This window comes from Chitinophaga barathri (assembly GCF_003807585.1).
Lineage (GTDB): Bacteria > Bacteroidota > Bacteroidia > Chitinophagales > Chitinophagaceae > Chitinophaga > Chitinophaga barathri.
Genome location: NZ_RMBX01000010.1, coordinates 233,941 through 259,656 on the forward strand (window position 1 = coordinate 233,941; position 25,716 = coordinate 259,656).

Genomic DNA, 25,716 nt, shown 5'->3' on the forward strand with positions numbered 1-25,716 from the left:
CCATACTAAATCCTGGTAGTATGAAAATCGCTATCCTTGGATCGGGCGAAGCCGGCCTCACGCTTGCGGCGGGGCTTACGCGCCTGGGGCATTCTGTCATGATAGGCACACGCCACACCGGCAAACCATCGCTGGAAGAGTGGCAAAAGGAAAACGACAAAATAAAGACCGGGCCCTATTCAGAAGCCGCGGCCTTTGGCGACGTGATCTTCCTCTGCACCAGCTGGCAGGGTACCAAAGAAGCCGTGGAAATGGCCGGTATCTGGAACTTCAAGAAAAAAGTCCTCATAGACATTACCAATCCTCTTAATGGTAAAGGCCCTGACAAATCGGGCCGCCTGGAGCTTACCCCGGGCGGGCATGCCGCATCCGGCGGTGAACAGGTGCAGGCCTGGCTGCAGGACACGATGGTGGTAAAGGCGCTGAACAGCATGGGCAGCCAGCTCATGATCGATCCTTCCTTTACACAAGGCGCTCCCGCGATGCTGATAGCCGGAAACGACGATCTGGCCAAGCTGGCCGTGTCCGACCTGCTCAGCCAGATCGGCTGGAAAGATATTGTAGATACAGGCAGCATTGAAATGAGCCGCCACCTGGAATCCTTATACGTGCTGTGGTTCGCCTACGGCTTCAGGAACGGCAGCTGGAACCACGCTTTCGGTCTTTTGCGGAAGTGATTGCCGGAAACTGCGGATCGCCAGTGCGGCGGCCGTCAGCGTCATCAATGCGCTCATATAGAACGGCGCCGCCGGGAAATGGAAAGGCCGGTCCTCTTTGGTGAAATAATGGAACAGGCCTGTCATCAGCAGCGGGCCTACGATATTGGTGAGGCTGATCAGGCTGGTGAGCGCGCCCTGCAATTCCCCCTGTTCATTCGGCGGCACCTGGTTACTGATCACACCCTGCAAACTGGGGCCAAAAATGCCGCCCATGCTGTAAATGAGCAATACCGGGAACATCATCCAGCCTGCTGTGGCCATTCCGAACAAAGTAAAACTTACCCCGTAGATCAGCAGCCCGATATACACCGCACGGTGATACCCCAGCCTGGGCAACACCGCCCTGATAAGCCCGCCCTGTACGATAGCCAGCATCAGGCCGGTAAAGGAAAGGGAATAACCGACCATTGCTTCCGTCCAGCCGAACCGGTACATCGTGAAATACGTCCAGTTGCTCTGGATAGCGTGTGCGGCGGTGAAAATGAGCGCAATAGCGCCCAGGAGGGAATATACCTTTTTGTATTTACGGATCTGGACGAGTGCGCCTACCGGGTTGGCCCGTTTCCATTCAAACGCCCGGCGGTTCTCCTTTTTAAGGGATTCAGGCAGGATAAAATAACCGTACAGCCAGTTGACCAGTGACAAACCCGCGGCCAGCAGGAAAGGCGCGTGTACGCCCCAGGCGCCGGCAACGAGACCGCCGATGGTGGGCCCGAGGATAAAACCGAGGCCCAGCGCCATCCCGATAAGCCCGAAGTTCTGGGCGCGTTTCTCAGGCGTGCTGATATCCGCGATATAGGCCGAAGCAGCCGTCATGCTGGCGCCCGTGACGCCGAGTATAATACGGCCGATGAACAGCCAGAATATAGAGGGTGCAAAGGCCAGGAACAGGTAATCTACCCCCATGCCGAACATGGACATGAGCAGCACCGGCCTGCGGCCATATTTATCGCTGAGGCCGCCAAGGATGGGGGCGAAGAAAAACTGGATAAACGCATAGGCAAATGTGAGCCAGCCGCCATATTGGGAAGCGTCGCTCACGTTTCCGCCGATCAGCTGTTCGATCAGTTTGGGGATGACCGGGCTGATAATGCCGAAGCCAATAAAATCGATGAGTAAGGTGAAGAAAATAAAAGTCAATGGCCCCGCCTGCCTGCGTATCATAAAAATAATTTGGGCAAAATTAACCGTATTTCCCGCCGGCGAAGGGAATAAATGTCCAACTGCATTCGTGGAATGATAATTGCAAAAGGAAGTATATAGCGATATTGTTTAACCTTAAAACCCTTGATTATGTTACGTTGGGCAGTTATTTTCCTGATCATCGCCATCGTTGCGGCTATCTTTGGATTTGGCGGGATCGCCGCCGGCGCTGTGGATATAGCGAGAATTCTCTTCTTTATTTTTGTGGTGCTGTTCCTGATCTCTTTGATAGCAGGCATGTTGCGGAGATAACCCGGTTTATTCTTCCTGCATGGATATCAGCTGGATCACTTCGGGATTGTCTGCAAACGCGGCGCGGAGCCTGTCTCCATGCGTGTCTGTGATGAACACCTGCCCGTAATCCGGCCCCTGCACGAGCGTGATAAGCCTCGAAACCCTTTCCTGGTCCAGCTTTTCGAACACATCGTCCAGCAGCAGGATGGGAGGGAAGTGCTTATGTGCGCGGATCGCCTCGTATTGTGCCAGCTTGAGCGCGAATAAAAAGCTCTTGCGCTGGCCCTGCGAGGCGCTCGTCTTCATGGGATGCTCGTCCAGGAGGAACAGCAGATCGTCCCGGTGAATGCCCTGCGTGGTGCGCTGCATTTGTTTGTCGCGCAGGCGGTTGGCCGCCAGCAGCGCGGCGAATGGCTGCTCCAGCAGCTGGCTCTGGTAGCGGAAGGCCACCGTTTCATGTTTCCCGGCGAGGTAATCGTACCGGTCCTGTACTTTCCCGATAAAGGTTTCCAGGAATTGTTTCCGGGCTTCAAACACGGGCACCCCATGTTGTACCAGTTGTTCATCAAATACGTCCAGCAATGGGTCCGGCGAGTGGGTCATGGTGATCATGGCCTTAAGCAGGCTGTTTCGCTGCTGTAATATCTTATGATAGGCGATGAGATGGTCCAGGTAGCCGGGGATGAGCTGGGCGAGGAGCGCGTCCAGCCATTTGCGGCGGTCTTCGCTGCCCCCGAGGATGATCTCCGCGTCGTCCGGCGCGATCATGACGGCGGGAAACTGCCCGATGTGGCGGGAGAATTTCTCGTACGACTCGTCGTTCAGCGCCACGTCCTTTTTGCCGTCCTTCACGGTACACACGATCTTTTCTTCCTTCTGATGCCTTTGCAGGCTGGCTTCCAGTCTGAACCCGTTCATGGTGTACTGTACGTTCTGGTTCTCGGCGGTGCTGAAGTAACTTTTGGTGAAACAGAGATAATAGATCGCATCCAGCAGGTTGGTCTTGCCGGAGCCGTTGCGCCCGGTGATGCCAACGATCCGGGAAGTGAACCGGAAGCTGCGGTGGGAATAATTCTTGAACTGGGTGAGTGATATTTTAGAGACGGAAAGCAATCTTAGCCGAATAATTAATATAATGAAGTAATATTTTTAATAGATGGAGGAGCAATATCTTGCATCTCCGGAAGCGGGTTTGCGCTTCTCTCTGCAAAATTGCTTGAATTTGCAGATTTTCCTGTTATATTTGCGAACAAATTTAGAAATAGTGCAAACTTTAACAGACGTGAAAACGAAATTCACCAAAGAGACTTATCTATACTGGTACGAATTGATGCTGTTACTGCGCCGCTTTGAAGAAAAAGCAGGGCAACTGTACGGTATGCAAAAAATACGTGGGTTCTGCCATCTTTATATTGGTCAGGAAGCGATTGCGGCGGCTGCTATGACAGCTACCAAACCGGGCGATAAATTTATCACTGCTTACCGCGATCACGCGCTGGCTATCGCAAAGGGCATTTCAGCGAAGGAATGTATGGCGGAACTGTATGGTAAGGCTACTGGTTGTTCAAAAGGCAAGGGTGGTTCCATGCACTTTTTCTCTAAAGAACACGGTTTCTTCGGCGGCCACGGTATCGTGGGCGCGCAGATAGGCACCGGCGCGGGCCTGGCATTTGCCGAGCAATACCTGGGCACGCAGAACGCCGTGCTGTGTTTCTTTGGTGACGGCGCTGCCCGCCAGGGTATGCTGCACGAAACCTTCAACATGGCCATGCTGTGGAAACTTCCCGTAGTATTTATCTGCGAGAACAACCATTATGCAATGGGCACCTCCGTTGAACGTACCTCGAACGTACTCGATATCTACAAACTGGCCGACGCATATGAAATGCCTGCCGACTCCATCGACGGTATGAGCTGCGAAGCCGTACACGAAGGCATCGAAAGGGCTATCAACCGCGCCCGTGAAAACGGCGGCCCGACCCTGCTGGAGATCAAAACTTACCGCTACCGCGGTCACTCCATGAGTGATCCTGCCAAATACCGCACGAAAGAAGAGGTGGAAGAATATAAAGAAAGGGACCCGATCACCCTGGTATTGAATACCCTGGTGAAAAACAAATGGATCAACGACGCTGAGATCGAAGCGATCAATGAAAGAGTAAAAGTGGAAGTGGAAGAATCAGTGAAGTTCGCCGAAGAAAGCCCCTGGCCGTCTGACGATGAACTGCTGAAAGACGTGTACATGCAGCAGGATTATCCTTTTATCGTTGACTAACAGCATCCCTGTCCACCTATCAAATATTAACAACAACAATGGCAGAAAATAAACCACACACCAAACACCCGGCAGCATCTGCCAAAAATGAGGACTTCGACCTGCAGGCCACGGCGGACCGTGCGCAGGATTTTTATACGAGGAACAAAAACGTGATCAACATCGCCGTACTGGCGGTAGTGGTGATCGTAGGCGGATACTTCGGTTACACCCGTTTTGTGAAAGCGCCCAATGAAAAGAAAGCGCAGGAAGCGATCTTCACCGCGCAGAACCTTTTCGCGGTGGATTCGTTTAAGCTCGCACTGAACGGTGACGGCAACAACTACGGATTCCTCCAGGTGATCGACAAATACGGCGGCACTAAAGCAGGCAACCTCGCTAAATACAGCGCGGGCGTTTGTTACGTGAAGCTGGGCGAATACCAGAAAGGCATCGACCTGCTGAAGGAATTTTCTTCCGGCGACCTGGTAGTGAAATCCATGGCAAACGGCCTCATCGGCGACGCTTACATGGAGCTGAACAAAGCTGACGACGCGATATCCTATTACAAAAAGGCCGGCGCGGACGACAACGAACTGCTGAGCCCGATGTACCTGTTCCGTGCAGGCCTGGCACTTGAAAAAAGCAACAAGCCTAAAGATGCGATCGCGATCTACGAACAGATCAAACAAAAATATCCCCTGTCCACCGAAGGCGGCCAGATGGATAAATACCTCGCAAGGCTTGGAGTGGTGAAATAAATAAGAAATGTCGATACATAATCAGACCTTACTCAACAACGCTGGCATTCTCCAACTGGAGGGTGCCAGTGTTGTTATTGTTTATACGGAATGGAATGACTTTATAGTCAACGAACTGGTGGCAGGCGCGGAACGCACGCTGGATGAATACAAGATCAGCCACAAAAAGGTGATCGTGCCCGGCTCTTTCGAACTGCCGTTTGCCTGCAAACAGATATGGGAGCAGTCAAAAGGCACGGGCAGCCAGCCCAGCGCCATCATCGCCTTCGGATGTGTGATCCGCGGCGAAACTCCGCATTTCGACTACGTATGTAAAGCAGCTACAGACGGTATATTGCAGCTGAACCTGGAGCTTCCGGTGCCCGTTATCTTCGGCGTGCTCACTGTGAACACCACCGAGCAGGCTACGGACCGCCTGGGAGGCGCACATGGCCACAAAGGAGAAGAAGGAGCACTTACCGCCCTTAAAATGATCAGCTTCCAGCGGCAACTTTCAAAAAGCTATCTGTAATTAGCAACAAACTATCTGCGTGGTATGTATTAACACGTTATTTTTGATGCTTATTGACCCAAACTGATACTGACTGATGAACGTACACCTTTTCATACCGTGCTTCGTGGACCAGCTTTTCCCGGAAACTGCTTTTAATATGGTAAAAGTACTGGAGAAACTGGGGTGCACCGTAAGTTACAATACGGACCAGACCTGTTGCGGCCAGCCCGCCTTCAACGCCGGTTACCAGGACGAGTGCCGTTCCGTGGCCACGAAATTTCTGAAAGACTTCCATACATACGATTATATTGTTGCGCCCAGCGGTTCCTGCACCGGCTTCGTGCGCAACTACTACGGCAAACTGTTCGACAACTCTGCCGCTCACAACGACGTAAAACTCCTCCGCAAAAATCTCTACGAATTCACCGAGTTCCTGGTAGACGTGCTGCATGTAACGGACATCGGCGCCACGCTGGAAGGCGTAGGCACTTACCACGACGCCTGCGGCGCATTGCGCGAATGCGGCATCAAGGAAGGGCCGCGTAAGCTGCTGGAGAACGTGAAAGGACTGGAGTTGCGCGAGATGAACGACAGCGAAGTGTGCTGCGGTTTTGGCGGAACCTTTGCGGTGAAATACAAACCTATCTCACTGGGCATGGGAGAGCAGAAAGTACACAACGCCAGCGACAGCGGGGCGGATTACCTGATCTCCACGGACCTCAGCTGCCTGATGCACCTGGATGGTTACATCCGCAAACACGGGCAGACGATTAAGATCATGCACATCGCGGACGTGCTGGCCAGCGGCTGGTAATACCGTACGGCAGTGCTGTGTCCCGGGCGGCTCCCGCCGGCTACACGGTATCATGACGTGCGCCGCCGGATGGGCTTTAATACAGCGTGAAAAATACCTCAAGAACAAAAACTTCGGGCAATGCAATACTGGTTAGTGAAATCGGAACCGTTTAAATATTCCTGGGATCAATTTGTGGCGGACGGCAAGACCGTTTGGGATGGCGTGCGCAATTACGCGGCGCGGAACAACCTGCGCTCCATGAAAAAAGGGGACCAGGTGCTCTGGTATCACAGCAATGAAGGGCTGGAGATCGTAGGCATCGCCAAAGTGGTGAAAGAATCCTACCAGGACCCTACCACGCCCGATCCGGCATGGCTGGTGGTGGAGCTTTCGCCGGTAAAAAAACTGAAGAAACCGGTGACGCTCGCGCAGATGAAGGCGGAGAAGAGCCTGGCGAATATGGATCTCATCAGGCTGGGCAGATTGTCTGTAGGCACAGTGAAAGAAGATGAGTTTAAAAAAATAATGGAAATGGCGAACGCCAAATAAATAATTCCTTCAAACCCCGTTCAGCACGGGGTTTTGTTTTTCCCGGGAGAGCCTGTCCCTTGCAGCATGAAAATGACGATCCCGCATCCTGCGCACTTCCTTCTCACGCGTTTTTAAGTCCTCTCTTTTTGCCTTAATATTGTAGAAAGCCAACAACCAATGAAACCAAAGCTTATTGTGCTCACGGGCGCCGGCATCAGCGCCGAAAGCGGCCTCCGCACTTTCAGGGATAGTGACGGGCTGTGGGAGGGATATGATATTTACGAAGTGGCAAGCCCGATGGGATGGGAGAAAAACCCGACCCTTGTCCAGGACTTTTACAACATGCGCCGCAAAGACGTGATGGCGGCCAGTCCCAACAGCGCGCACACGCTGCTGGCCAAACTGGAAGAATGGTACGATGTGCGCATCATTACACAGAACATAGACGATCTGCACGAGCGCGGGGGAAGTACACGCGTGCTGCACCTGCATGGCGAGATACTGAAAAAACGCAGCGTGTTGAACGACACCGAGCTGTACCCTGTACTGGAAGACATACAGATGGGAGAGCTGGCGCCGGATGGCGGGCAGTTCCGCCCGCATGTGGTGTGGTTCGGCGAAGCGGTGACCATGATAGAGCCGGCCGTGCTGGAGATTGTACAGGCGGACATCTTTGTGCTTATCGGCACTTCGCTGAATGTCTATCCCGCCGCCGGCCTGGTGGATTACCTGCGCCCGGGCGTGCCCAGATACATTATCGATAAAAAGATACCGCCGGTGAAGGGAAGTGATTATCACCTGATCGAGAAGCCCGCCACGGAAGGGATGGCGGAGCTGATGGAGTTGTTGAAGAAATAAAAAAAGCCGTCCCGGCGTACTACTGCCGGGACGGCCCGTTCATTCACATGTTCAATCTCATTTCAAGACGGAGTTTACCATAGGAAAAATCTCTTTACTCGAAACTCTCTTCGAACCTGATATCGTATTCTTCCAGTTCCCGCAATACAGGGTTGTATACTTCGGGCATTACCGGAATCTGTAAACCTGTTAATTCTAAAGTACCTGATAAGACAAGTTTGGCCATAATACCCAGCGGTAGCCCGACTGTTTTAGCCATCGCGGTGCGGAGATTATCTTCTCCCTGAACGATCATGTAGCTGTGAAGCTTAGTGCCCATATTCCGGCGTTCGAATTCTATTTCATGCAGCATGACGATCATGTCTTTGTCGGAAGGTTCCATTTTGAGTTTGGTATCCAGTACATGCTGCAGTACGCCCGCGTTGGTTTGTTCTTCTAAGTTAATCAATTCCCCATTCAAAATGCCGAGAAATTTCAGCTGGCGGAGTAATTTGCTTTTGCTGCTCACGCCCAGGAAAGCGGCTACATTTTCTTCATGGCTCAGGTTCGGGTCCACCGGGATGTTCTGGGAGGCCCAGGCAAAGTATTCCATGTGGTTCGTCTGTTGTTTACGGGTATCGTCTGTAAGGCCCAGTTTGATGAGGGCGTTCCAGCCTTCGCAGAAGTCCGGGTACCGGAGGGTGGCGCGCATGAAGGTGGGGATATTGGCGAGGTTGTATACGTCCACATAACTGAGGGAATCCCGGTTCGGATAATAGGCCAGTTTGCCGAGGCCGGGTATCTGCACGGTTTTGTTCTGGTCGAACAGCTGGTGGTATTCCACTTCCTTCACCTTGCCCTTTTCCTTGTAAACGGCGCCGGAGAGGCCTGCCAGCACGATGTTCCGGGAGTTCCAGGAGATCTTGTACTGCCAGGGGTTATCGTTGCTTTCGGGGGATACGAGGCCGCCGCAATAGGATTTAAAACAATAGATCTGCCCGCCTTTTTTCTCGATGGAGTGGATGAGTTTCATGGCGGACATATGATCGATGCCGGGGTCCAGGCCCATTTCGTACATGAAGAGGAGGCCGGCCTTTTTGATGTCTTTTTCGAGTTTGCGTATTTCCGGGTCTATGTAAGACGCGGTGAGGAGGTTTTTGTTGAACTGCAGGCAGTCCCTGGCGATGACGATGTGCAAAGCGGGGGGCAGCAGGGAGATGACGAGGTCGGTTTCCTGGATCAGCTGCTGGCGGACGGCCGGGTCTTTGATGTCAAAAGCGGCGGGGGTGGCGTAGTAAGATTTTCCGATCTTGGATTTGATCAGCATGAGGTCATTGTCAGCCACTGTAATATGCCACTTCTGCCGAGGGGCATTGGCCAGCAAATAGTCGATCAGGACGGTCGCAGACTTACCGGCGCCAAACAATAGAATATTCTTCATAATCACTAGAAAATGGTTAAAAACTACAGGGAGTAAACAATAAAAACCCAGGGAATGTTCAGAAAAAGCTGCTTTCCGTGTGTGTTTTCTTTATTGTGTTCCTCCTACAATAAGGTATGATTTTCATAGGGTTATAAACAAATTGCTTGCCAATTTGTGATCGGCTGGTATATATCATTTTTTAGATATATAGAACATTTACCGGAGATGACGCGAAGGTATGGCAAATAGTTTTAAGCATCAAACCGCGGCAGGGCTGTTTTTTATTCACAAATAGCCCCCAAACCCTCTGAATCCGGGCTGAAAACGTTATATTTGCTCTTCATTTAAAAGGGCTGAAAAACCTGTAAACCAATAACATAATGACAGAAAATACGGACAATCAAGACAATCAAAAGGAAGGTAGAATTGTTCAGATCAACATTGAGGAGCAGATGAAGACCGCGTACATCGACTATTCCATGTCGGTGATCGTGGGAAGGGCATTGCCGGATGTGCGTGACGGCTTCAAACCGGTGCATCGCCGGGTGTTGTTCGGGATGAATGAACTGGGTAATACCCACAACAAACCCTATAAAAAATCAGCCCGTGTGGTGGGGGACGTAATGGGTAAGTACCACCCCCACGGAGACGCTTCTGTATACGACACCATGGTGCGTATGGCCCAGCCCTGGAGCCTCCGCTACATGCTGATAGACGGTCAGGGTAACTTCGGGTCCATAGACGGGGACATGCCGGCGGCCATGCGTTATACCGAGGTGCGCCTCCAGAAGATCGCGGAAGCTATGCTGGAAGACCTGGACAAAGACACTGTAGATTTCACACTCAACTTTGATGATACGCTGGAAGAGCCTGTGGTATTGCCTACGCGCATACCCAACCTGCTGGCGAACGGTGCCTCCGGTATTGCCGTAGGCATGGCCACGAACATCATGCCCCACAACCTTACGGAACTGGTGGATGGCTGCGTGGCGCTGATCGATAACCGCGAGATCACCATCGAGGAAATGATCAAACACGTAAAAGCGCCGGATTTCCCGACGGGCGGCACTATTTACGGTTTTGAAGGCGTGAAGGCCGGTTTTGAAACAGGCCGCGGCAGGGTAGTGGTACGGGGCAAGATCACTTCCGAAACCACCAAATCAGGCAAGGAAAAACTGATCATATACGAACTGCCTTACCAGGTGAACAAAGCGGTGCTTCACCAGAAGATCGCCCAGCTGGTAAACGATAAAGTGATCGAAGGCATCAGCGATGTGCGCGACGAAAGCGACCGCGACGGTATGCGCCTAGTGATCGACCTGAAACGCGAAGCGATCCCGAACGTGATCATCAACCAGCTGTACAAATACTCCGAGCTGCAAACCTCTTACGGTATCAACAACGTGGTGCTCGTAAAAGGCCGCCCGAAAGTGATGAACCTGAAGGAACTGCTCGTGGAATTCATTGAGTTCAGGCACGAGGTGGTGACCCGCCGTACGCAGTACGAACTGCGCGAAGCGGAAAAGAAAGCCCACATCCTGGCCGGTTACCTCATTGCGCTGGATCACCTGGACGAAGTGATCGCCCTGATCCGTAGCTCCACCACACCGGAAGTAGCGCGCGAAGGCCTGATGAGCAACTTCGGGCTGAGCGAGATACAGGCGAAAGCTATCCTGGAATTGCGCCTGCAACGCCTCACCGGCATGGAGCGCGACAAGATCCGCGAAGAATACGAAGAGATCATGAAACTGATCTCCCGCCTGAAAGAGATCCTCGGAGACGAAGGCCTGCGTATGCAGATCATCAAGGATGAACTGGAAGAAGTAAAGAAAAAGTTCGGTGACGAAAGGAAAACCGAGATCCAGTACCTGGCAGCCGAAATGAGGATCGAAGATATCATTGCAGAAGAAGATGTGGTGATCACCATTTCTCACCTGGGTTATATCAAACGTACTTCCGCATTCGACTACCGCCAGCAGAAACGCGGCGGCCGCGGCGCCATCGGCGGCAAAACGAGGGACGAGGATTATATCGAGCACCTGTTCGTAGCCTCCACCCACCACACAATGCTGTTCTTCACCGAAAAAGGCCGCTGTTACTGGCTGAAGGTATACGAGATACCGGAAGGGGAAAAACAAAGCAAGGGCCGCGCGATCCAGAACCTGATCACCCTGCCGTCCGACGACAAGATCCGTGCGATCATTGATATCAAGGACCTGAACGACAAAGATTTCATCAACAACCATTATATTGTGCTCTGCACCCGCAACGGGATCATTAAAAAGACCCTGCTGGAAGAATTCAGCCGCCCGCGTGCAAACGGGGTGAACGCTATCACCGTAAACGACGGGGACCAGCTGCTGGAAGCCAAGCTCACCAACGGAAACAGCGAGATCATGATGGCCATCCGCAGCGGGCGCGCCATCCGTTTCCCTGAAAATACCGTTCGCGACACCGGTCGCGGCGCCATCGGTGTAAGAGGTATTGAGGTGGATAATGAGAATGATGAAGTGGTTGGTATGATTTGTGTTGATAAGGAAGATAAATCCAGGACGGTACTGGTAGTATCCGAAAAAGGGTTCGGCAAACGGACCGAGATCGAGGAGTACAGGATTACCAACCGCGGGGGAAAAGGGGTGAAAACCATCAGCGTTACGGACAAAACCGGTCCGCTGATCGCCATCCTGGACGTTACCGAAACCAATGACCTGATGATCACCTGTAAATCCGGCATCACCATCCGCATGGCGGTGGTCGATATCCGCGAAGCAGGCCGTGCCACACAGGGCGTGAGACTGATCAGGATGGACGAAAGCGATGAAATAGCCGCCGTAGCCCGCCTGGATGAAGAAGAGGAAGTACTGGAAATAGTGGAAGGCGTTGAAGGAGCCGAAGATGGCGCCGAAGGAGAAGAAGGACAGGAAGGGAACGATGCGGAAAACGTTGGCGGGGAAGAAAATGCTGACGCTTAATTTGTCAACCTTAAACAATAACGATAATAAAAAACCTGAGCCACATGAAAAAACTATTTGTATCTCTGCTGTTTTGCGGCGCAAGCTTCGCAGTGGTGGCGCAAAAGGCAAAGATTAACAGTGCAGATGAGGCATTGAAGGCCGACAAGATCGACCAGGCAAAGACAGATATCGAGGCTGCACTTGCGAACGAAAAAACAAAAGACGACGCACGTGCATGGTATGTGAAAGGAAAGATCTACGAAACTGTTGCCCTGAAGAACAAAAGCGCTGCCGATGCAGAAACCGCTTATGACGCCTTCAAAAAAGCGCTTGAGATCAATCCCAAACTGCCTGAAGCCCTGCTGGAGATGAACAACCGCATGTTCAACGTGTATGCAACGATCGGCAACGCCGGTTATGGCAACCTGAACGAACAGAAGTGGGACTCATCTTACCTCTACTTCAAAAAAGCCGGCGAAGTGCGCGACTTCTATAATGGTAAGAACCTGGGCGGAAGTATCCCCACAGATACTGCCATGGTATTTTACGCTGGTTATGCCGCACAGCAGGCCGGTAAAAAAGAAGAAGCCTTCGATATGCTGAAAAAAGCAGCCGCGCTGAAATTCAAAACTGAGCCCGCCCTGTACGTAGTACTGGCGCAACAGTATGAAGAAAGAGGCGACAACGCAAACTGGCTGGCCACGATCGATTCCGCCAAAGCGATGTTCCCCGCGGACAAACGTTTTGCCGATATGGAAATGCTGTATTACAGCAAAACCGGTAAAACCAACGAACTGCTGGGCATGATGGAGAAGAAAGTGAACGACAACCCGAGCGATTTCGCACTGGTGCTGGACTACGCTATCCGCCTGGATAATGTGGCCAACCCCCGCGACGAAAAAGGTGCGGATATGCCCAAGCCGGCTAACTACGACGAGCTGATGAATAAAGCTGAAGAAGTATATAAAAAAGCACTCACCATCAAACCGGAAGATGCTACGGCAAACTTCCAGCTGGGCGCACTGTATTTCAACCGCGCGGTTGCTTTCAATAAAGAACTGAACGCGTTCGACAGCAAACAGCAAAGCTCTCCGAAAGCCAAAGAACTGCAAACGAAAGTACAGGCGCTGATGGACCAGAGCCTGCCTTATTTCGAGAAAGCCGACGCGGGTTTCTCCGGAATGGGTAAACTGGAACCCAGCGACAAACGCACTTATGAAAGCGCGCTGTACGCCCTGCAAAAGATCTACGCGATCAAAAACATGAACGACAAGGTGGAAGTAGTGAAAAAGAAACTCGAGAGCCTGTAATTCATTACCGCATAAAATTAAAAGGCAAGGGGCAACCCTTGCCTTTTTTGTTGCCCCATGCTGTTTGCATTATTCCACAACGCTGTTGAGCAAACCCATTTGTACCCCTCTCGCTGTTTCCCGTAAATAACTTTTTGTCAGTCAGTTAGATATAGCCTTCAATTCTATGCGAAAGGCATACAGCCATTGGCATAATAATTACCGTATATCCTTGAGAAACATGCAATTATTCATTTAACCATATCAAATCCTTAATTTATGGTCACACAAGCTAAAACTACCGGAACACAGGAAGCAACCAGGCATCATGGTACGTATCAGGATGACCAGGCTACAAGGCATGGACGTATGCGTAAAAACGAAGACGAATCAGAAGAATTTAACGACGACAAAAATCAGAAGCTGGAAGGCTATGACGAAAACGAGTATGACGCAGACGACCGCCGTAACCGAAGGGAAAATGCCCTGGCCGATGGGGATGCCGCCGCACACGAGCAGCCACAGAAACGCACTCCCAGCCGGCGCGGCTTTGCTGCCATGGATAAAGAAAAACAAAGAGCTATTGCCAGTAAAGGCGGCAAGGCTTCACATGGCGGTGGACGGAAACCGAGTAAAAACCGCTAGTGTAAAATGCACTTAAAAAAGCGTGTATCAATCAAGGTTGGTACGCGCTTTTTTTGTACACCATAAGTATGAATTAGTGCACGTTTGCGCAACCAAAATCGCCGTACCTTGTTGCCTTATAAATAAAAGATCATGAAAGCAGTTGCTGTAAAAGAATTTAAAGCTATACCTCAGTTGCTGGACCTTCCGGAGCCCGCCGTGAAAGAAGGTACGCTCAAAATAAAGATCGCCGCCGCCGGCCTCAATCCTTTCGACTGGAAAACGATAGACGGTATCCTGAAAGATCATATGCCGCATGTGTTCCCGCTGATCATCGGCGCGGATATGGCCGGTGTAGTGGTGGAAACGGGCGCCGGAGTGACGCGTTTCAAAGCCGGGGATAAAGTATATGGCCAGGTACTGCATGCACCTGTAGGAGAAGGTTCTTATGCCGAATATGTGACCGTGCCGGACACCGTCCCCATTACAACAGCCCCTCGGAAAATACCGCTTGCAGACGCCGCGGCCGCGCCCACTGCGGGCATGACCGCCTTGCAGCTGCTTGATAAATCAGGCTTGCAGGAAGGGCAGACGCTGCTGCTGATAGGCGCCACTGGCGGTGTGGGTTCTTTTACCACACAGGTCGCCAGGTCCAGGGGGATTAAGGTCGTTGCCACCATATCCGGAACAGCTGCCGCCGAACGTATCCTATCCCTTGGCGCAACGGAAACCATCGACTATACCAAAGCACCGGTGGAAGATCAGTTTCCCGGCGGCGCGGACGCATTGATAGACCTGGTGAGCGACAAAGCTGGTTTCGAGCGGATGAGCGCATTGGTCAAACGCGGCGGCGCGGCGCTTACCACGTTGTTTGTAGCGGACAAAACGAAACTCCAGGAACATGGGCTGCATGGGGGCAACTTTGAGACAAAAAGCACCCCGGAGTCCCTGGACGAGCTGCGGGAACTGATTGACAGCGGGAAGATCATTGTGCCAATAGACCGGAGGATCACTCCGGAACTGGCATCCGCCGCTATTGCGGAAAGCCGCGGCAGGAAGAGCCGTGGGAAGACCGTGATCGTGATGAATGAAGGGCTGTAGCAAAAATTTATGGCTCCGGATCAAGGAGTCTGAAGATCAAAAGGTGTTAACGTGTATGTTTGAAAAACAGCGTGTTAACACCTTTTGTGTAAATACGGATATTAACCCTTTAATTCCTCCCGGAGCTTCTTAGGTAAACCGGCCACCACGAGATCGTAGGATTTGCGGGTCCATTCCAGGAGCAGTTTGTCCGGGATGGAGCCGTCGAAAGTGACGGTGTTCCAGTGTTTTTTATTCATGTGGTAACCGGGTGTTACCCCTTCGTACCTTTCCCGCAGCTCCACGGCTTCGTCCGGGTCACATTTCAGGTTTACGCTTTCAAAAGCATCCACGTCCAGCAAAGCGAACAATTTCCCTTTTACATAAAAAACGAGCGTCTGCTCCCCGAACGGGAAACCTTCCTCCGTACCGGGCAGGGAAAGGCAGTATTGCATGTATTTATCCAGGTTCATAATGAGTTATTGAAGTTTAGATACTACAAAGCGGAAACCATCAGGATCCGCAAAGGTCGTTCCGTTATTGTTCCAGTAGGGATTTTTGGCCGGAAGTTCCGGAGCGCCGGTTTTCCGTACTTTTTCAACCAAAGCCGGGTATTGCTCCTCCGGTACGTAAAATACCAGCAGATCATCTTCGTCCGGGTGATGCTGTGGTGCCCCGGGGGACATGGTAAATTCCAGGTGCCAGTTTTCCCCGGGGATGCCGAGGAACACGCCATCGTATTCCTGGTGGTTTTCGAAGGAACCGAGTACTTCCAGGCCCAGGCTGTCCTGGTAAAAGGCGGTGATCTTTTGTAAGTTGGTTGTATGTCGGGCTACACGTAATCTCATATCAATATATTTTCTCTAAATTATTGAATTTCAAAAGGAGGGGAGCTATTACCCGGAAATTTATCAAAGGAACATTAACAGATTGATTGATAAACGGGATGACTGACTATCTGACATTTGATATTTAATTGTAGATAGCGCCTCGAGAGGCCCTGTTTATCTCAAGTTTTAATCCGAGTATTTCTTATAAAATGACTTATAACCAAATAGATACGCAATTGGCGCAACCAGTGAAAAAATGAGTTTTTGGACGGGAAATGAAGGTTTGGACATACGAAATACGTTGGAAAAGTAGTTGGCCGTCAATGCTGTTTGCAGGAAGGGTGGCCGGCCTGCACTGTTGGTTTTTCCGTCTGCGGCGAGGCCGGTGATCTGCTCGAAGAACTGTTCCATGTTCAGGGCGGGCCGTACTTTCCAGTTGATCTGTGCGGGCTGGGGCCCGGCATTCCACATGGCGTGGGGTGTATTGGTGGGAATATGGAGGGTGTCGCCGGCTTTGCAGATCTTTACCTGGCCGTTGATCTTCACGTGCATTTCGCCTGATTCTATGATAAAATCCTCATCCTGGCCGGGATGGTAATGAAGCGGCGGTTCTTTGGAGCCGGCTTTGTAACGTGATTGCATTTCAAGGAGTTGGCCATCGGTATCAGCGGCTGTTTGCAGGAAAGTGATGGTTTGGCCGTTTACCGGGTTCGTGATGGTTTTGTTTGCGTATGCCATGGCTTGATGGGGAATTTTATAATAAAGTTGTCGATTATTTTCTGTTTTGGGGAATGAAAATCAGTTTAATAATCTATACCGGGGAGTTACTACAGGAAGCGAGTTGAACTGTAGACTGGATTCACGCAGGGCAATCCTGGAAGACAATATGAGACAACGGGCAGCTGAGTCTTGGGAGGTTAGATAAGTATCGTCGCAAAGGGGATTCCGCTGTTACAGAAGCAATATTTGAGTTTAATAGGATTTACAGTAGGTCTATAAGCAGGGTAGCTTACCAATAATTTTATTTAACATAATGTAAATTATGAATTGATATTGTAGCGATAAAATAGAGAGGAAACCCTTGCCAGATCAGACTTTTTGATGATTTATGATGATGGATAATTCTACGCATATTCCGGGTTTATGAAGCGTTGACCAGATTCTATACGGGATGTTTAGGATGTGAAGGTTGCGGGCTCAGTATAGCTGAAGCATATCAAAAGCATATCAAGAGCATACCAAAAGCATATCAAAAGCATACTTACCCCGACCCGCTGCCATTATGATCTTCTTTTTAAGTAAAAATGTCAGGCTTTTCTTGGCGTATTCCACCCTTATTGCCCCTTACTCAATCCCTCGGCCTTCCCCGAATTCAGCTCCGTCAACATCAGATCCGTCATGTCAAACCGTGGAAAATCACCTGTATTATTCAGCAAAATGATCAGGCTCCCGTTGTCCGGCTGCCTGGCGAACATGGTGTAAAATCCTAAATCTGTGCCAGGATGATACACGATCCGGTGTGCCGCCCCGGTCACTTTGAACAGGCGCCGGTCGATCATCCAGCCATAGCCATATGACGCGTCCCAATCCGTGTATTCCGCGCGCGGTTTGGTTAATTCGGTCATTTGGGCTTCGGGAAGCAATACGTTGCCGGCCAGGGCATTATCCCACTTCAAAAGATCGGCGGCTGTTGAGGTAATACCGCCGGCGCCCAGCGTATTACCGGTATTATAGGCCGGTTCCGGGCCTTCGTAGAGATAACCAATGGCTTTCGTATTAACGGCCGGCGTATCTGTGCCTGCATAGGTATCTTTCATGCCCACGGGCATAAAAATGCGCTCTTTCAGCAATGCCGGGAAGGTTTTCCCGGTAACCGTTTCCGCAATAAGCGCCAGCAGCAAATAGCCTGAATTGCTATACCGGAATTGCGTCCCCGGGGGAAATTCGGTGGAGTCGCTGCAGAACCTGGTAACCAGCTCTTTCAGTGAAAACGACCGGTGCATGATCTGTGAAAGATATTCATTGTTCGCTGTGTAATTGGGAATGCCGGACTGGTGGCTCAACAATTGTTCAATTGTCACCTGTCCGTTGATATAACCCGACAGGAACTTGCCAATGGAATCCTTCAACGATAGTTTCCCTTCCTGCGCCAGCTGCAGGATCACCATGGCTGTAAAGGGCTTGGACAGCGAACCGATCCTGTACCGGGTGTTGCTGTCTGCCGTAATGTGCCGGTCTTTATCCGCATACCCGTAACTTTTGCTAAGGATGACGTTATTCCCGGTTTTAATCAGGGCGGTGCCGTTGAACTGCCCGTTCCGGTGATAAAAACTGAGCATCGAATCAATCCGGACAGATACATCCGGTGGCAATTGCCGGAGCTGTTCCGCAGCGCGTTTTTTCAGGTTATTGCTTTCATTCCTGGTTTTCAGCATAGCTGCTACGGCCTCGGCGTCAAAATCCGGGACAATGATCGTGTTGCGGCGCCAGAATTCGGCTTCCTGCGGTGTGTTCTGAAATTCGATCAGTTTATTCCTGCCCAGGTGTTTCCCTTCGGACGAAGGTTCCGCCCGGGTGGTATCCACCGAAGTGATGATATAATCCACCCGGCTGTTGGTTGTGAAGTCGTATTGTTTCTTTTTGCTCCTGAAATTCATGGAAGTAAGGCTTACCACGTGCGACAACACCCAGCGGTCCCCTACTTTCTGGTATTCCACTTTTGCCCCGTCCCGGAGCGTCTGAATATGGATGCTCAAAACACTCATCATGGCTTTGGTAGCCCCATCACCATAACTGTTGTAGGTTATTCCGGCAGGGCTCAGCGCATAGTCGAAGTCCAGGAAAACGAGATCATCTGTGCTGATGTACAGCCTGCCGCGGTATAAAGATTTTTTCAGGCCTTCCCGCTGATCAAACCGGATCTCGTAGGCGGGGATACCTTTGTAATCCACCACACCACGGATCGTAAAACGGTGGTTGCGAAGGCCTTCTTCGCTGAATACCGGATTGTCGGCAATACCTTTTACAATATCGTAATCAAACAGGTTGGAAGGTTTCATCCCCAGGTCAAACCCATGTGATGCCTTTTCGTCCCGGATGTGTCTCATCTGTATGAGATATAGTTCATTCTCTTTTTTATCGGCGTAGCCGCGGTTATAGATATCAAAAACGGCTTCGGACAATTGCATGTAATCCTGGTCGCGGGTAGAGGTATTGCGGTAAAAGCCCCGTAGCTGGTGCGGTTTTGTAATATAATTATCGGGTATCTTCCGGATGGCTGCCTGTATGAGTTTTACCGGGTCCCGGGCGGTGATCACGACTTCCTTCAGCGCCATGCTCGCGGGTTCCAGTGTGATGTTCAGGGGCGTACCGGCATCCAGGCCCGCCAGCGGCAGGTATTTTACGGCATACCCCAGGCTGGATATCCGCAGCGTATCATTGACGGATATCCGGGATATGACCAGCTGGAAATCGCCCAGGCCGTTGCTGATGGTGCCTGTTCCTGTTCTGTTGATGGTAATGCCGGCGCCTGAGACCGGCGTTTGGCCGTTGCCGCTGGTGATGCGGCCCCTGATCTCCACGGGAGATTGTGCATAAAGCGACGGTGCGAGCAAACAAAACAATACAAATACAAGAATAAAGGAATAGTACTTTAAAAGCATGGTATAGATCTAAAGGGTCAAAAAACGGTGATAGTATCCGCCGCTAAAATATAGATACGCCTCCTAACCTGCTCACGGCCTGCTGTTAAAAATTATATAATAAAAAAAGCCACCCGGCAGGATGACTATCATAAAAAAAACAGCCACCCGAATCCGGATGGCTGTTCTAATTCCTTTATAAAACCTGCCTTAAGCAGCCTGTTTCACTTTCTTCGGCGCCTTGATCTTGGCGGTTGCGGACTCGCGGAGTTTGATGATCCCCACCCAGTGCATGGCTTTCATTACCGGGTAAGTCGGGTCGAATTCGTACCATTTTTTGGCAAAGTTCGCGCTGTCTTTATGCTTGTGGTGATTGTTCTGGAACAGTTCACCCAGCAAAAAGATACCCCAGGGCTCCGAGTTACGGGAATGATCGCCGTTGTCGAAGTTGCTGTAGCCGTATTTGTGACCGCACCAGTTCACTACCGCGCCCTGTACGGGGCCTACCAGGAAATGGATCGGCAGCAGCAGCCACCACCATAAGCTGGGCGCAAATACCGCGTAAAACGCCACATAAATACCGATCCATGTAAAACGCGTCCAGCGGGAATCACCGAATTTGTCCATCGCGTCCCAGGTGGGCAGCGGGTCTTTGGTGAATTGCGCGTCGGGTACACGGGTGCCGGTTACAAAACCTGCGTAGATCTCGCGGGTATGCGTCATCATATGCCACACGTCTTTGAAGAAATGCGGTGAATGCGGGTCGTGTTCAGTATCGCTGTACTCATGGTGCATGCGGTGCATAACGCCATAAGCTCTGGGAATCAGATAAGAGGAACCCTGGAAAAACCAGGTGCAGAAATAAAACACACGCTCCCATCCTTTGCTTGTGTCATACATTTGGTGAGATGCATATCTATGCAGGAAAAATGTATGAAAGAACAAAGAGAGGAACCAGTGTGAAAAGAAGAATATCAGGATCGCTACCATGTTATACCACTCGTTAAATAGATGAGAAAATGAACCGCAAAGGTAACTTAAAAATTTTCTTTCCCGCAGAATTTAACGCCATGTTAATGAATATATTAATATCTGATATGATACATAACAGCCCCTACTCTATTCTCACCCGCCTTAATTCCAGCAAATTCAGGCCATTGCTGGTCAGGCCCGTCACATTCGGCTGCCGGAAACGTACGGAAATATCGTAAAACAACGGTACCACGGGCGCATCTTTTATCACCATCTGGTCCATTTCCTGGTACAGCCGGTACCGGGTGGAATCATTCGTTTCCAGCAGGGCTTTTTCGTAAAGCCTGTCGAAAGCGGGGTTATTGTAACGGGTATAGTTGGGCGGAGCCGGGTTTTTGCTGTAAAACATCGCCAGGTAACTCTCGGCATCGGGATAATCGGCTATCCAGCTGGCGCGGAAAAACGGTACGGCGGACTTGGCCACCTGGTCCATCAGGGTGCCTTTCTGGATCACCTCCACCTCTACCTGTATGCCCACGTCCTGCAACTGGTGAGCCACGTAATTGGCCAGGTCCGCATAAATAGGAATGGACACGAGCCTGATCGGCGGCAGCCCTTTCCCGTTCGGGTAACCGGCTTCTTTCAGCAATTGTCTTGCTAAAGGGATATTGTAATGATATCCTTTAACGACTGCTGTATCAAAGGAAGGCAAACCCGCGGGCACAAAGCCCGATGTGGCGGGAATGCCGATGCTGTTGCGCAGGTAGGTCATCATTTTCGTACGGTCGAAGCCGTAGTTGATCGCCTGGCGTATACGGATATCCTGTAAGGGTGAGCCTTTCACGCCAGGTTTGTCCGGGTCCATCACGATCCCGAAATACTCGGTGTTCAGGTAAGGCGCTGTCACCAGCGCTATCTTTCCTTCCCATTCTTTTTTCAGTTGCCCTTGTTTGGTAAGCACTTCGTCTTTGAAAGACGTTTCGATATCGTTCACAAAATCCAGCTGGCCCTGGCGAAACAGCAGGAACTCCGTGCCCTTGCTGTCCACAAAACTCACTTTCACCGCATCCAGGTAAGGAAGCGGCCGGCCCTGTCCGTCTTTTTCAAAGTAATGCGGGTTTTTATGCAGTATCAGCGCCTGGCCTTCGTCCCAGTAATGGAAAATAAAAGGCCCGGTGCCCACCGGGTGTTTGCGGAAATCTTTCCCGTATTTTTCCACTACCTCATGCGGCACTACGGAGCAGTACTGCATGCTCAGGATGCCCATGATGGGATGGAACGGTTGCAGCAGCCTGAGCTGGAAAGTAGTATCGTCCAGTGCCGTGAAACCTTTTTCAGGGTCCAGCTTGTCGTTGAATATCCAGGCGCCGGGCGAAGCGGTGGCCGGTTCCATCACGCGGCGGAAACTATACACCACATCGGCGGCGGTCATCTTGCGGCCTTTACCACCGGGGAACGCCTCATGGTCATGAAAAAACACATCGTTCCTTAAATGAAAAGTATAAGTAAGCCTGTCCGCGGATACCTCCCAGCTTGTTGCAAGCGAAGGCCGGATATTCAGCAGGCTGTCCGGCTCCACCAGCGTGTTGTAGAGCTGGCGCACCGCCCACATAATCGCCTGGTTCTTGGCAAATGCGGGATCCAGCGAAGGAATGCCTTCCTGCTGGTTGTAGCGGAACACCATCTTTTGCCGGGTGCTGCGCTGGCCGCAGGCAAGCAGGAGAATTGAAAATAAAACGGCTAAGTATCTCATAAAGCGGCTTTAAGGTAACATGAAATTGCTGGAAAGTCAAATCCGCCACCGGTCAAAAAAGCCGCCGCGTTTTGCCACAATTAAAATATATTGCTTCACAAATCTGAACCTTTAATGAGACGCATATTCCCCGCACTATTGTTTATCCTTTTCGGCATTACCACCTATGGCCAGCAATTCACCCGGCAGGACACGCTGCGGGGAACACTCACGGCAGACCGCGCCTGGTGGGACGTAACGTTTTACGACCTTAACGTGCGCATCAACCCCACGGAAAAATCCATCGAAGGCACCAATGTGATCTCTTACCGCGTGATAAAACCATCCCGGCGTATGCAGATAGACCTGCAATCGCCGCTCATCCTGGACAAAGCCGTGCAGAACGGGCAGGAACTGGCGGTGACCAAAGACGGCAACGCCTGGTTTATCACGCTCAAGGCCACCCAGGCGGCAAACTCCATCCAGCAGCTTACGCTCACTTATCACGGCGTACCCCGTGAAGCCAAACGCGCTCCCTGGGATGGCGGCATCGTCTGGGGCAAGGATTCCCTCGGCCGCCCCTGGATCGCTACGGCCTGCCAGGGCCTCGGGGCCAGCGTATGGTGGCCGAACAAAGATCACCAGACGGAAGAGCCGGACAGCATGCGCATCCGCGTGACCGTGCCGGCCGGGCTCAACAATGTGTCCAACGGCAGGCTGAAACACGAAGAAACCAATTCGGACAATACCGTGACCACTACCTGGTACGTGAGCAACCCGATCAATAACTACGATGTGGCGCTGAACATCGGGCATTATAAACACTTCTCGGACAAATACCAGGGCGAAAAAGGCCCGCTGGACCTGGATTACTGGGTGCTGGATTACAACCTCGACCGCGCGCGTACGCACTTTGAAGTGGTGAAGCCCATGATGAAATGTTTTGAGCATTGGTTCGGGCCGTATCCTTTTTATGAGGACAGCTACAAGCTGGTGGAAACGCCGCACCTGGGCATGGAACACCAGAGCGCCGTGGCCTATGGCAATCAGTATAAAATGGGATACCGCGGTACGGACCTCTCCGGCACCGGCTGGGGCCTGAAGTGGGATTTTATCATCATCCACGAAAGCGGCCACGAGTGGTTCGGGAACAATATCACGACCAAAGACATCGGCGATATGTGGGTGCATGAATCCTTCACGAACTATTCCGAAACCATTTTCCTCGGATGCGAATACGGCAAAGACGCGGCCAACGCCTACGTACAAGGCATCCGCAGCAAGATCGCGAACGATAAACCGATCATTGGCCAGTATGGCGTGAACGAAGAAGGCTCCGGCGATATGTACCCCAAAGGTTCAAATATGCTGCATACCATCCGCCAGATCATCGACAACGATGAAACTTTCCGGAAGATCCTGCGCGGGCTGAACAAAACTTTCTACCACAAAACTGTGACCACTGCCGAGGTAGAACAATACATCAACAAAAACAGCGGCAAAAACTTCGATAAGGTGTTTGACCAGTACCTGCGGAGAAAAGACCCGCCCGTATTTGAATACTCGCTGGAGGGCAACCAGCTGCGTTACCGCTGGGTGGCGGAAGTAAAAGGATTTGACATGCCGTTAAAAGTAGACCTTGGAGACGGTAAAGAACAATTCATCCAGCCGGGCACGGAATGGAAAACAATTGCGGTAAAGGATGCCGCGAAATTTGCGGTGGATAAGAATTTTTATGTGAAGATCAGGAAGGTATAAACAACAAGCCGCTTCAAGTTAAAATAACAATAATGCCGCCGTGGGTTACTCTCCGGCGGCATTATTATGTCTCAAAAAACCGTTAAAATTTAATACAGTAACTTCAATCAGATCAAAATAGCAAGAAACAGGTTGTACAGGGTATGAAAACGAGTGAGATTTGTAATAAAAAAACAATGCACCATTACGAGAAAATAGCTGCCGCCATCGCATACATTTACGCGAATCATACGGAACAGCCCTCGCTGGATGATATTGCCGCAGCTGTACACCTGAGCCCGTATCATTTTCAACGCCTCTTTACGGAATGGGCCGGCGTAAGCCCGAAGAAGTTCCTCCAATATATCAGCCTGCAACATGCAAAGGGTTTGCTGGCAAAAGATTATACCGTGGAACAGGCTACTTTTGAAACCGGCCTTTCCGGCACCAGCCGCCTGCACGATATGTTCGTGAACCTGGAAGCGATGACGCCCGGTGAATACCGCAACGGCGGTGAAGCCCTCTCCATCCGCTACACATTTATAGACACCGTATTTGGTCCTATGCTGGCCGCCGCCACAGACAAAGGCATCTGCTCTATCGCGTTTGCGGACAACCGTACTGCCGCGCTTGAAGACCTCCGCCTTCAATGGCCCAATGCTTCATTCAAAGAAGAAGATTCTCCCTTTACAGATGATGTAAAGGAATATTTCGGGGAGATAAAAACGGACATACAGGAAGACCAGGTCCGTGGCGCAAAACAAGCGACTAAAGCAAAAAATGAAAAAGCCATCCGCCTGCATGTGAAAGCCACGCCTTTCCAGCTGAAGGTTTGGGAAGCGCTGCTGAAAGTACCCGCCGGCGAAGTGGCTACCTATTCCCGCATCGCACAGCAGATAGATCATCCCAAGGCGGCCCGTGCTGTAGGTACTGCCGTAGGTGACAATCCGGTGGCCTATCTTATCCCCTGCCATCGTGTAATAAAATCTACAGGTATATTTGGCGGTTACCACTGGGGGCCTGTACGGAAAACCGCCATTCTTGGCTGGGAATCCGCTAAAAACCAGGCCGTTGCCCTTTCTACTGCTGAAGAATAACCGCCGGCTGGCCTCCCGTTTGCAGGGTTATACAAAACCCGTGTTATGAACAAGAAAAAGATCAGGTCTTTTTTTGCCGAATACGAAAGACGTTTTAATGACTCGCTTGCCGGTAATCCCCTTGATGTGGATGCGATGGTGGCCGATTTTGCGGAATATGTAGTCGGCTCTGGTCCCACCGGCGTTATGGGAGGGAAAAATGATGAATCCTACCGGGAAATGATCGCGAAAAATGAAGACCACTATCGGAGCATTGGCGCGAAATACATGAAAGTGAAGGATGTTGAGGTAACGGAACTGGATGATCTTCACGCTGCTGCAAAGGTGTATTGGGATTCTGGTTATGAGAAAGACGGTAAAAAGATCACCATTGATTTTTCCGTGATCTATATCCTCACATTCCTGCATAACGAGATCAAAATATTTGCGTTCATTTCCGGCGACGAAGAAAAAGTATTGAAGGAACACGGCCTGATGCCGGAAGAAAAATCGTAGTTCCTGTCCCGCAT

24 protein-coding genes are annotated in these 25,716 nt (G+C 51.1%); 15 read left to right on the forward strand and 9 right to left on the reverse strand.

From position 1 onward, the window contains the following. The first annotated feature begins 20 nt into the window (after window positions 1-20). Complete coding sequence (locus tag EG028_RS18640; RefSeq protein WP_120515844.1) at window positions 21-677, forward strand: NADPH-dependent F420 reductase; 657 nt, start codon at window positions 21-23, stop codon at window positions 675-677. On the opposite strand, the gene EG028_RS18645 is transcribed toward EG028_RS18640, so the two are convergent. Then, a complete protein-coding gene (locus EG028_RS18645; RefSeq protein ID WP_120515845.1) occupies window positions 603-1,883 on the reverse strand; it encodes a TCR/Tet family MFS transporter in 1,281 nt (426 codons plus the stop codon). The two genes, EG028_RS18640 and EG028_RS18645, sit on opposite strands and share 75 nt — an antisense overlap. Window positions 1,884-2,012: 129 nt before the next feature. On the opposite strand from EG028_RS18645, the gene EG028_RS18650 reads away from it, so the two are divergent. Beyond that, window positions 2,013-2,174 (forward strand): DUF1328 domain-containing protein, encoded by a 162-nt coding sequence (locus EG028_RS18650; protein ID WP_120515846.1) that lies wholly within the window; start codon window positions 2,013-2,015, stop codon window positions 2,172-2,174. 6 nt (window positions 2,175-2,180) lie between these two features. Here EG028_RS18650 and recF read toward each other — a convergent pair whose 3' ends face one another. Continuing rightward, the gene (gene recF, locus EG028_RS18655) at window positions 2,181-3,269 is read right to left on the reverse strand and encodes a DNA replication/repair protein RecF (RefSeq protein WP_120515847.1); all 1,089 of its coding nucleotides are present in this window, start codon (window positions 3,267-3,269) and stop codon (window positions 2,181-2,183) included. Window positions 3,270-3,438: 169 nt separating this feature from the next. Here recF and pdhA point away from each other — a divergent pair, with 169 nt between their 5' ends. The 6 genes from pdhA to EG028_RS18685 all read left to right on the forward strand — a co-directional run bounded on the left by pdhA (window position 3,439) and on the right by EG028_RS18685 (window position 7,849). Further along, complete coding sequence (gene pdhA, locus EG028_RS18660) at window positions 3,439-4,431, forward strand: pyruvate dehydrogenase (acetyl-transferring) E1 component subunit alpha (RefSeq protein ID WP_206614415.1); 993 nt, start codon at window positions 3,439-3,441, stop codon at window positions 4,429-4,431. Between the two features lie 38 nt (window positions 4,432-4,469). Then, a complete protein-coding gene (locus EG028_RS18665) occupies window positions 4,470-5,171 on the forward strand; it encodes a tetratricopeptide repeat protein (RefSeq protein WP_120515849.1) in 702 nt (233 codons plus the stop codon). A 7-nt stretch (window positions 5,172-5,178) separates the two neighbouring features. Next, complete coding sequence (gene ribH, locus EG028_RS18670; protein WP_120515850.1) at window positions 5,179-5,682, forward strand: 6,7-dimethyl-8-ribityllumazine synthase; 504 nt, start codon at window positions 5,179-5,181, stop codon at window positions 5,680-5,682. A gap of 76 nt (window positions 5,683-5,758) precedes the next feature. After that, on the forward strand, window positions 5,759-6,478 hold the full coding sequence (locus tag EG028_RS18675; RefSeq protein WP_120515851.1) for a (Fe-S)-binding protein: 720 nt from the start codon (window positions 5,759-5,761) through the stop codon (window positions 6,476-6,478). 120 nt (window positions 6,479-6,598) lie between these two features. Then, window positions 6,599-7,009, forward strand: a complete 411-nt coding sequence (locus tag EG028_RS18680; protein ID WP_120515852.1) for an EVE domain-containing protein — start codon at window positions 6,599-6,601, stop codon at window positions 7,007-7,009. Window positions 7,010-7,168: 159 nt separating this feature from the next. After that, window positions 7,169-7,849 carry a Sir2 family NAD-dependent protein deacetylase gene (locus tag EG028_RS18685; RefSeq protein WP_120515853.1) on the forward strand — a complete coding sequence of 227 codons (681 nt, stop codon included), beginning with the start codon at window positions 7,169-7,171 and terminating at the stop codon, window positions 7,847-7,849. Window positions 7,850-7,943: 94 nt separating this feature from the next. Here EG028_RS18685 and EG028_RS18690 read toward each other — a convergent pair whose 3' ends face one another. Beyond that, the gene (locus tag EG028_RS18690; protein ID WP_120515854.1) at window positions 7,944-9,269 is read right to left on the reverse strand and encodes a saccharopine dehydrogenase C-terminal domain-containing protein; all 1,326 of its coding nucleotides are present in this window, start codon (window positions 9,267-9,269) and stop codon (window positions 7,944-7,946) included. Between the two features lie 362 nt (window positions 9,270-9,631). On the opposite strand from EG028_RS18690, the gene gyrA reads away from it, so the two are divergent. The 4 genes from gyrA to EG028_RS18710 all read left to right on the forward strand — a co-directional run bounded on the left by gyrA (window position 9,632) and on the right by EG028_RS18710 (window position 15,219). Beyond that, window positions 9,632-12,223: a DNA gyrase subunit A gene (gyrA, locus tag EG028_RS18695; protein WP_120515855.1), complete on the forward strand. Its 2,592-nt coding sequence runs from the start codon at window positions 9,632-9,634 to the stop codon at window positions 12,221-12,223. A 44-nt stretch (window positions 12,224-12,267) separates the two neighbouring features. After that, on the forward strand, window positions 12,268-13,515 hold the full coding sequence (locus tag EG028_RS18700) for a tetratricopeptide repeat protein (RefSeq protein ID WP_120515856.1): 1,248 nt from the start codon (window positions 12,268-12,270) through the stop codon (window positions 13,513-13,515). Window positions 13,516-13,773: 258 nt separating this feature from the next. Further along, window positions 13,774-14,139, forward strand: a complete 366-nt coding sequence (locus EG028_RS18705; protein ID WP_206614410.1) for a KGG domain-containing protein — start codon at window positions 13,774-13,776, stop codon at window positions 14,137-14,139. 132 nt (window positions 14,140-14,271) lie between these two features. Continuing rightward, window positions 14,272-15,219: an NADP-dependent oxidoreductase gene (locus EG028_RS18710; protein WP_120515857.1), complete on the forward strand. Its 948-nt coding sequence runs from the start codon at window positions 14,272-14,274 to the stop codon at window positions 15,217-15,219. 101 nt (window positions 15,220-15,320) lie between these two features. On the opposite strand, the gene EG028_RS18715 is transcribed toward EG028_RS18710, so the two are convergent. From EG028_RS18715 to EG028_RS18740, 6 genes are all read right to left on the reverse strand, one after another. Next, the gene (locus EG028_RS18715; protein WP_120515858.1) at window positions 15,321-15,671 is read right to left on the reverse strand and encodes an MmcQ/YjbR family DNA-binding protein; all 351 of its coding nucleotides are present in this window, start codon (window positions 15,669-15,671) and stop codon (window positions 15,321-15,323) included. 6 nt (window positions 15,672-15,677) lie between these two features. Further along, on the reverse strand, window positions 15,678-16,046 hold the full coding sequence (locus EG028_RS18720) for a VOC family protein (RefSeq protein WP_120515859.1): 369 nt from the start codon (window positions 16,044-16,046) through the stop codon (window positions 15,678-15,680). A 168-nt stretch (window positions 16,047-16,214) separates the two neighbouring features. Beyond that, window positions 16,215-16,766 (reverse strand): cupin domain-containing protein, encoded by a 552-nt coding sequence (locus EG028_RS18725; protein WP_120515860.1) that lies wholly within the window; start codon window positions 16,764-16,766, stop codon window positions 16,215-16,217. A gap of 596 nt (window positions 16,767-17,362) precedes the next feature. After that, the gene (locus EG028_RS18730; RefSeq protein WP_120515861.1) at window positions 17,363-19,690 is read right to left on the reverse strand and encodes a serine hydrolase; all 2,328 of its coding nucleotides are present in this window, start codon (window positions 19,688-19,690) and stop codon (window positions 17,363-17,365) included. 189 nt (window positions 19,691-19,879) lie between these two features. Further along, window positions 19,880-20,569: a fatty acid desaturase gene (locus tag EG028_RS18735; protein WP_241559079.1), complete on the reverse strand. Its 690-nt coding sequence runs from the start codon at window positions 20,567-20,569 to the stop codon at window positions 19,880-19,882. Window positions 20,570-20,783: 214 nt separating this feature from the next. Further along, on the reverse strand, window positions 20,784-22,394 hold the full coding sequence (locus tag EG028_RS18740; RefSeq protein ID WP_120515863.1) for an ABC transporter substrate-binding protein: 1,611 nt from the start codon (window positions 22,392-22,394) through the stop codon (window positions 20,784-20,786). Window positions 22,395-22,508: 114 nt separating this feature from the next. Between EG028_RS18740 and EG028_RS18745 the strand changes: the two genes are divergently transcribed. The 3 genes from EG028_RS18745 (at window position 22,509) to EG028_RS18755 (ending at window position 25,702) form a co-directional block, all read left to right on the forward strand. Continuing rightward, window positions 22,509-24,131: a M1 family metallopeptidase gene (locus EG028_RS18745; protein WP_120515864.1), complete on the forward strand. Its 1,623-nt coding sequence runs from the start codon at window positions 22,509-22,511 to the stop codon at window positions 24,129-24,131. Between the two features lie 176 nt (window positions 24,132-24,307). Beyond that, the gene (locus EG028_RS18750) at window positions 24,308-25,207 is read left to right on the forward strand and encodes a methylated-DNA--[protein]-cysteine S-methyltransferase (protein WP_120515865.1); all 900 of its coding nucleotides are present in this window, start codon (window positions 24,308-24,310) and stop codon (window positions 25,205-25,207) included. A 45-nt stretch (window positions 25,208-25,252) separates the two neighbouring features. Beyond that, on the forward strand, window positions 25,253-25,702 hold the full coding sequence (locus EG028_RS18755; RefSeq protein WP_120515866.1) for a hypothetical protein: 450 nt from the start codon (window positions 25,253-25,255) through the stop codon (window positions 25,700-25,702). Window positions 25,703-25,716 lie beyond the last annotated feature (14 nt).